Origin of the sequence: Candidatus Methylomirabilis sp. (assembly GCA_036000645.1) — a bacterium.
Classification (GTDB): Bacteria; Methylomirabilota; Methylomirabilia; order Methylomirabilales; family JACPAU01; genus JACPAU01.
On sequence record DASYVA010000009.1, the window covers coordinates 1 to 6,810 of the forward strand.

The following is a 6,810-nucleotide window of genomic DNA, read 5'->3' on the forward strand; positions in this document are numbered from 1 at the left end:
GCCATCCCGGGCGCCGCCGAGGCGGTGGCGGCCCTGCGCGCGGCCGGGAAGGCCCTCCGGTTCCTCACCAACGACCCCCGCTTCTCGGCCGACGAGCTGGCGGCGAAGCTCCGGGGCCTCGGCGTTGCGGCCGACCCCGCCGAGATCCTCACCTCGGGACGGGTCCTCGCGCGGCACCTGAAGGAGGCGGGTTTCAGCGGCCGGACAGCCTACGTGGTAGGGACAGAGGCATTAAAGCAAGAGCTGGCTGCAGCCGGTCTCCGCCTGCTTGACGGCGACGCGGCTCGCCGGGCCGAGGTCGTAGTGGTCGGGGGGCACGACAGCCTGGGATACCAGGAGGTCCGGCTCGCGGCCCAGGCTGTCAGGAACGGGGCCGCCTTCTACGCCACGGGGCGGGACGCGACCTTTCCGATGCCGGACGGCCCCTGGCCGGCGACCGGCGCGATGTTGGCGGCAGTGGAGGTGGCGGCCGGGAAGCAGGCCGTGGTGGCGGGGAAGCCCGAGTCACTGATGTTCGAGGTGGCTTGCAGCGATTTCTCTGATCGTCGGCGGGTTGCCGTTGTCGGCGACACCCTCGAGAGCGATATCGCAGGGGGCAAGAAGGCCGGCTGCGTGACGATCCTGGTTCTGAGCGGCTCGACCCGGCCCGATGACCTGGCTGCTTCGCCTATCACCCCCGATCACGTGATCCCCTCGCTGGCCGCCCTCATCGACCCCGGCCCAGGGCCGGGTCTAGAGCCCCGCGCCCTTCTCCGATGAGGCGCGGGCGGTGGCGTCCAGGGCCCCCTGGAGGGCCTGGTGCAGGCGGATGACGATGGCTTCGATGGTTTCCTCGCGAGAGGCCCCCGCGCCCTGGCCCGCGACGAGCTTGGTCACATCGAGCGGGGGCGCGATCCGGATCACCGCCCGGCGCTTCCCGAGGGAGCCGTGGATCTCCTTCCCCAGGACCTCCCGCTCCAGCTTGGTCAGGGTCTCGGCCATCCGCTCCGGGCTCGGGTTCTGGGCGAGGTAGTCGTCCTGGAACGCGACCGACCGGGCGCACAGGTACGCCGCCTCCAGGTCCGCCGAGAGGGGATCACCGGGCGGGGCCGCGGGCGGGCCGTAGTATCCGTCGGTCCCGACGGGCTCCCGCAGCCGTCCCCGGATCCGGATCATGAGTTTGCGGGCCCGGTCGAAATCGAGGCCCTGCCGCACCCGCCCGAAGTGCTTGCGCTCCAGCTCCTCCAGGAGCTTCTCCCGCAGCCGCCGGACCCGCTCGAAGAGCCCCTCGCCGGGAGCAGGCGTGAGCCCGTGCTGCCGCTCCGCCCGCGCCAGCAACTCCGTCCCCAGGGCCACGAGCCGACCGGAGAGGGGACCCGGCCGCGGCTGGCCCAGGACGGCCGCCTCGAGGCGGGCGGCGGCTGCCTCGAGGACGGGAGTGATGTCTTCGGCGAACTGGTACTTCACGGCGACGGGTACGATGAGGATCGGGCGGGGCCGGCCCTGGCGGCCGAGCTCGTCGGCCGCCTCAAGCGCCAGCCGGGCCACGCCCGGCTTCAGCGGCATGACCCTGTCGTTGAGCAGATAGATCTCCCCCTCGGGGAACATCAGGAGGTCGGACGTGCCGGCCACGAGGACGCTCTGGGCGAACCGCTGGGCCTCCACGTTGGCCCCGCCCCGGTTCACCGAGAAGACCCCGAGGCGCTGGACGATCCACCCCTTCCACCCCCACCAGCCGTCGAAGATCTCCCGGGTCGCCATGTAGATGAACCGGCGCCCCGCTCGCCGGGCCAGCTCGAAGGTCACGTCGGGGTCGGCGTAGTGGGCGTGGTTGGGCGCGATAAGGCAGCCGGCCGGCAGGGACCGCAAGAGGGCGAGGTCAGCCGGAGGGATGTCGAGCGTGACGCGGCGCGGCAAGGTGATGCGGTTCAGGAGGGCGGCGGCGGCGATGAGGGGTCGCGAGGGTTTCGCAGGCCTGAAGTCCGTCGCGGTCAGCCTGGCCATGCTCCCCCCCGCGCCGGGCCGGTCAGCGCGCCACCGACCCGGCTATTGTAGCAGGCTTCCCACCCCCGGGGGCCCCGATCGCAGGACCTCCCTGCGGTCTGCCTTGGCGGGGCCCTCCCAATAGGGTAGAATGGCATGGTGCCTGGAGACCGCGGCGGCCCCATGGCCGCCTGCGGGAAGCCCGCTTGACCCTATGCGAAGGAGTTCCATGGAGTTTGCCAGCCTGAGCCTCCCCGAACCGGTGATGCGCGGCATCGAAGCCGCCGGCTTTACCACCTGCACCCCCATCCAGGAGAAGACTCTCCCCATCGCCCTCGAAGGCAAGGACGTGGCCGGGCAGGCACAGACCGGCACCGGCAAGACCGCCGCCTACCTGATCGTCCTCTTCACCCGCCTCCTGGAAAGGCCCCGCAAAGAGCCCCGCCGGGGCTCCCCCCGCGCCCTCATCATCGCCCCCACCCGCGAACTCGCCGTCCAGATCGAGCGGGACGCCGAGCTGCTGGGGCAGTTCTGCGGCTTCAAGATGGTGGTCGTGTACGGGGGCGTGGACTACGCGAAGCAGCGCGAGGCGGTCCAGGGCGACCTGGATATCCTGGTCGGCACGCCCGGCCGCCTGATTGACTACTTCCGGCAGGGGGCCTACGACCTGAAGTCCGTGGAGGTCCTGGTCATAGACGAGGCGGACCGGATGTTCGACATGGGCTTCATCAAGGACCTCCGGTACATGCTCCGCCGCCTCCCGCCCTACGACCGGCGCCAGTCCTTCCTCTTCTCCGCCACCCTCCCCCACAAGGTGCTGGAGCTGGGTTACGAGCACATGAACAACCCGGTCCGGGTGGCCGTCTCGCCCGAGCAGGTCACCCCGGACAAGATCACGCAGGTCCTCTACCACGTGGCACGGAAGGAGAAGTTCTCCCTCCTCCTCGGCCTCCTCATGCGGGAGAAGGGGGAGCGGATCCTGATGTTCGTCAACACCAAGCGGGAGGCGGAGCGCCTGACCGAGCGCCTGAACCGCCACGGCTACCCGACCGAGGAGCTCACGGGGGACATCGAGCAGAAGAAGCGGCTGCGCGTCCTGGAGGCGTTCAAGCGGGGGGAGATCCCCATTCTTGTCGCGACCGACGTGGCCTCCCGGGGGCTGCACATCGAGGGGGTCACCCACGTGGTCAACTACGACATCCCCCAGGACTCCGAGGACTACGTCCACCGGGTCGGACGGACCGCCCGCGCCGGCGCCGCGGGGAAAGCCATCAGCCTGGCGGACGAGGAGTACGTGCTAGGCCTCGAGGCCATCGAGAAGCTGCTCGGGTTCAAGATTCCGGTGGAGTGGCCGGACGAGTCCCTCTTGGTGAAGGAGCTGCCGCGGGATCCGACCTGGCGCCCCCGGGAGCGCCCGCGGGAGGCCGGGCGGGGGCGCGAGCGGGGCCGGGACCGCGGCCGCGACCGGCATCCGAGCCGGCCGCAGGAGCGGGCCCGCGGGCCGGCCGGGCCGCTGCCGACACGGAAGCCGGTGGAGGTGGCCGCGCCCGCCGCGCTTCCCGCATCGGCTGGCGTCCCGGCCGCCACCGCCTCCCCGAGCGGCGGGGAGGCGCAGCGCAAGCGCCGCCGTCGCCGAAAGCGCCGCGGGCGCGGCGGCCGCGGGTCCGAGGGCCAAGGCCTGGCGACCCCGCAGACGCCCGAGGCGCCACGCGAGCCCGACGGCACCCACCACGTCTTCGTCGTATAGGTCCGCCACGCGCGGGCCCGACCCGCGCCTCCCCCCCGCTTGATTTCTGCCCGCTCACGCCCTATCATACGCTTGCCTACAGGCCGGGGTCCCACCCCGGCGGCAATGTTCGCGCGCTTTTTCCCAGCACAAGGAGGATTCCTATGAGGCGACGTGTCCCCGGGGGGAGGATGGTCGGCATCCTGGTCATGTTGGTCTTCGGCTGGGTGGGCCTGGTGGCCGCCCAGGTCACCCTGAACGTCGTGACGGCCGGCGACACCAACATGCACGACCTGCAGCGCAACGTGTTCGCGCCGGAGTTCGAGAAGCGGAACCCCGGCGTGAAGATCAACGCGGTCGGGAGCGGCCCGGGGGACCCGGGCAGCCGCGTGATCGCGAACAAGCTCAAGAGCCAGAAGGACGCCGGGGTGGCCAAGTGGGACGTGGACGTGGCCATCGTCCACCAGATCGTGATGCCGGACCTGATCCAGCAGGACCTGGTGGCGAAGTACGCCCCCGAGATCAGCACCTGGAAGCTCATGACGGCCGCCGATGGCCGGAACGCGCTCGGCTTCAACGTCGAAGGCTACGTGATGCCGATGTTCCACAGCCAGGTCGCCCTGGCCTACAACCCGGACATGGTGCAGAGCCCCCCGAACACCTTCGAGGAGCTGGTCGCTTGGATCAAGGGCAACCCGAAGAAGTTCGGCTACAATGGCGTCAAGGGAGGCATGAGCGGGGTGGCATTCACGACCGGCTGGGCCTATTGGAAGACCGGGCTGTACGAGAAGTACGCCAAGGGACCCTACGACAAGAGCACCCAGGCCGGCTGGCCGGCGGCCATCAAGGAACTGAAGAGCCTGCCGGTCACGCTGACCACCGGCAACAACGACACGCTGGACCGGCTGAACCGGGGCGAGATCGCCATGGGCCCCGTCTGGGTGGACATGCTGATTGACCTGAAGAACCAGGGGCGGATGGACCCGAAGATCCGGATGAAGCTGATCTCCCCGGGCTTCCCGGGGCAACCCATGTACCTGGTCGTGCCGAAGCAGGCCGCGAACTACCAGGCCGCCAAGAAGTACGTCGAGTTCATCACCTCCCCGGAAATCCAGGCCAAGGTCATCGTGGAGCGCAACGGCTGGTACCCAGGGATTGACGGGAAGCACGTCCTGCCCCATGTCTCAGCGAAGGCCAAGAGCATGCTCTTCCAGGACGTGCCGCCGGATGAGCTGGCGAAGTACGGCCTGTCCTTTCCGCTGAGCCAGCACTTCAAAGATTTACTGACGGCCTACGAGGAAAATTAACCGCGACGGGTCGAGGGCCGGGGGTGGCGGGCGGCGCGGTTGGCCGCCCGGAGCCCCCGGGCCGTGACCTGCAGCCCATGCGAGCCTCCTCCCGCCTCCTCAGCCTGGCCATCGCGGCGCCCCCCCTGGCCATCGTCGTCTGGCTCTTCTTCCTCCCGTTCCTCTCCTCGGCCCACCTGAGCTTCCTCCGCGATGGCGCGTGGTCCCTGGGCAACTACGCCCTGGTCTGGCGCCTCTACCGGTTCGACGTCCTGTACACCCTCTGGATCTCCGTGGTGAGCCTGGTCCTCGTCCTCGGGATCGCCATCTTCCTCTGCGGGTACCTGCGGATCGTGGGGCACCGGGCGGTGGAGTTTCTCTTCAAGGTCCCCCTCTTTGTCCCCTTCGTGGTGGTGGGGCACGGAATGCGGGTCCTGCTCGCCCCCCGCGGGACGCTGAACTCCGCCCTGGCCCAGGTCGGCCTGGTTGACCTGGGCGATCCCCCCTCCATCGCCTTCACCTGGCTTGGGATCGTCGTCTCGCTGGTCTGGAAGAACCTGGCGCTGGCGGTGCTGCTCGTCCTGGGGGCCTACCGGGCGGTGGACGAGGCCTACCTCGAGGCGGCGCGCAATTTCGGCGCCTCCGTGTACCGCCAGATCAAGGACATCCTCCTCCCCATGGCGGCCCCCTCCCTCGTCGTGGCCTCGGCCTTCATGTTCACCTCGATGCTGGCCTCCTTTTCGATCCCCCTCATGATCGGCGGCGGGGAGCAGCCGCAGATGCTCATGGTGGACGTCTACTACCGGATCAACTACCAGAATGACCTGGGGACGGCGAACGCGCTCGGGATGGTCTCGTACCTCCTGGCGATGGGGGTGGCGGGCTACTACCTCCGGACCATCACGGTCAAGGAGTTTTGATGGGAGAGGCGGCGGTCGAGGCGGCCGTCCTGAGGCGAGCGGCCCTGCGGATGGCGGGCACGGTCCTCGTCGCGTTCATCATCATCGCCCCCCTCTCGAGCCTCGTCATCTGGTCGTTCACCCACAAATGGTTCTGGCCCCATCCCTTCCCGCAGGAGATGGGGCTCTTCTACTGGAAGAAGGTCCTGGAGGGGGACCTCCTCAGGGCGCTCCAGTCCGGCTTCCTGATCGCAGTCGTGGTCACGGCCCTGACGCTCGTCCTGACGGTCCCGCTGGCCTACCTGCTGGCCCGCTACCCGGTCCCCCTCAAGGCTGTCATCCTGATGATCTTCCTCCTCCCGCACGCCTTCCCCCAGTTGCCGGTGTTCGTGAACGCGACGACGCTCCTGTACCGGGTGAACCTGGCCGCCCGGGTGCCGGGCGTCATGCTCATCCACATGGTCGGGGCCCTGGTGTACGCGGTCTGGACGATGACCGCCGTCTTCAAGTCCATCCCGGAGAGCCTGGAGGAGGCCGCCATGAACCTGGGGGCCTCGCGCCTCAAGACCTTCTTCACGGTGGCGCTGCCCCTCGCCACCCCGGGGCTCATCGCGAGCACGCTGCTGGTCTTCCTGTACTCCCTGGACGAGTTCACCGGCACTCTGCTCGTGGGGAGTCCCTTCATCCTGACGCTGCCGGTGTACATGTACAGGACGTCGGTGGGCTACGAGCTGCAGGTGGCCTCGATCGCCGCCCTGATTCTCATGCTGCCGGGGCTCCTGCTGCTGGTGCTGCTGGAGCGGTACATGAAGGCGGAGTATCTCTCGATGTTCGGGCGCCTCTAATGCGAACGAGATGAGTGGAACGACAGGGTCCGGGTCCTGGCGCCGGCGCCGCCCCGGCCCCCGGCCCCCCTGGGGAACCCTCCCGTGGTTCC

6 protein-coding genes are annotated in these 6,810 nt (G+C 69.3%); 5 read left to right on the plus strand and 1 reads right to left on the minus strand.

Annotated features, from left to right (window positions below):
• The coding region (locus VGT06_00300; GenBank protein HEV8661573.1) for an HAD-IIA family hydrolase at positions 1-759 on the plus strand (759 nt) is incomplete at its 5' end.
• Here VGT06_00300 and VGT06_00305 read toward each other — a convergent pair.
• Positions 733-1,983 (minus strand): lysophospholipid acyltransferase family protein, encoded by a 1,251-nt coding sequence (locus VGT06_00305; GenBank protein ID HEV8661574.1) that lies wholly within the window; start codon positions 1,981-1,983, stop codon positions 733-735. The genes VGT06_00300 and VGT06_00305 overlap by 27 nt on opposite strands.
• A gap of 208 nt (positions 1,984-2,191) precedes the next feature.
• Here VGT06_00305 and VGT06_00310 point away from each other — a divergent pair, with 208 nt between their 5' ends.
• The 4 genes from VGT06_00310 to VGT06_00325 all read left to right on the plus strand — a co-directional run bounded on the left by VGT06_00310 (position 2,192) and on the right by VGT06_00325 (position 6,718).
• Positions 2,192-3,709, plus strand: a complete 1,518-nt coding sequence (locus VGT06_00310) for a DEAD/DEAH box helicase (protein ID HEV8661575.1) — start codon at positions 2,192-2,194, stop codon at positions 3,707-3,709.
• Between the two features lie 143 nt (positions 3,710-3,852).
• Entirely contained in the window at positions 3,853-4,995 is a 1,143-nt protein-coding gene (locus tag VGT06_00315) for an extracellular solute-binding protein (GenBank protein HEV8661576.1), read from the plus strand.
• 77 nt (positions 4,996-5,072) lie between these two features.
• Complete coding sequence (locus VGT06_00320; GenBank protein HEV8661577.1) at positions 5,073-5,894, plus strand: ABC transporter permease subunit; 822 nt, start codon at positions 5,073-5,075, stop codon at positions 5,892-5,894.
• Positions 5,894-6,718 carry an ABC transporter permease subunit gene (locus tag VGT06_00325; GenBank protein ID HEV8661578.1) on the plus strand — a complete coding sequence of 275 codons (825 nt, stop codon included), beginning with the start codon at positions 5,894-5,896 and terminating at the stop codon, positions 6,716-6,718. The genes VGT06_00320 and VGT06_00325 overlap by 1 nt, the downstream gene beginning before the upstream one ends.
• Positions 6,719-6,810: the final 92 nt, after the last annotated feature.

What these genes read in the sequence shown, in the direction of transcription:
- VGT06_00305 (HEV8661574.1), bottom strand. Translation starts at nt 1,983, where the DNA reads ATGGCCAGGCTGACCGCGACGGACTTCAGGCCTGCGAAACCCTCGCGA.
- VGT06_00310 (HEV8661575.1), top strand. Translation starts at nt 2,192, where the DNA reads ATGGAGTTTGCCAGCCTGAGCCTCCCCGAACCGGTGATGCGCGGCATC.
- VGT06_00315 (HEV8661576.1), top strand. Translation starts at nt 3,853, where the DNA reads ATGAGGCGACGTGTCCCCGGGGGGAGGATGGTCGGCATCCTGGTCATG.
- VGT06_00320 (HEV8661577.1), top strand. Translation starts at nt 5,073, where the DNA reads ATGCGAGCCTCCTCCCGCCTCCTCAGCCTGGCCATCGCGGCGCCCCCC.
- VGT06_00325 (HEV8661578.1), top strand. Translation starts at nt 5,894, where the DNA reads ATGGGAGAGGCGGCGGTCGAGGCGGCCGTCCTGAGGCGAGCGGCCCTG.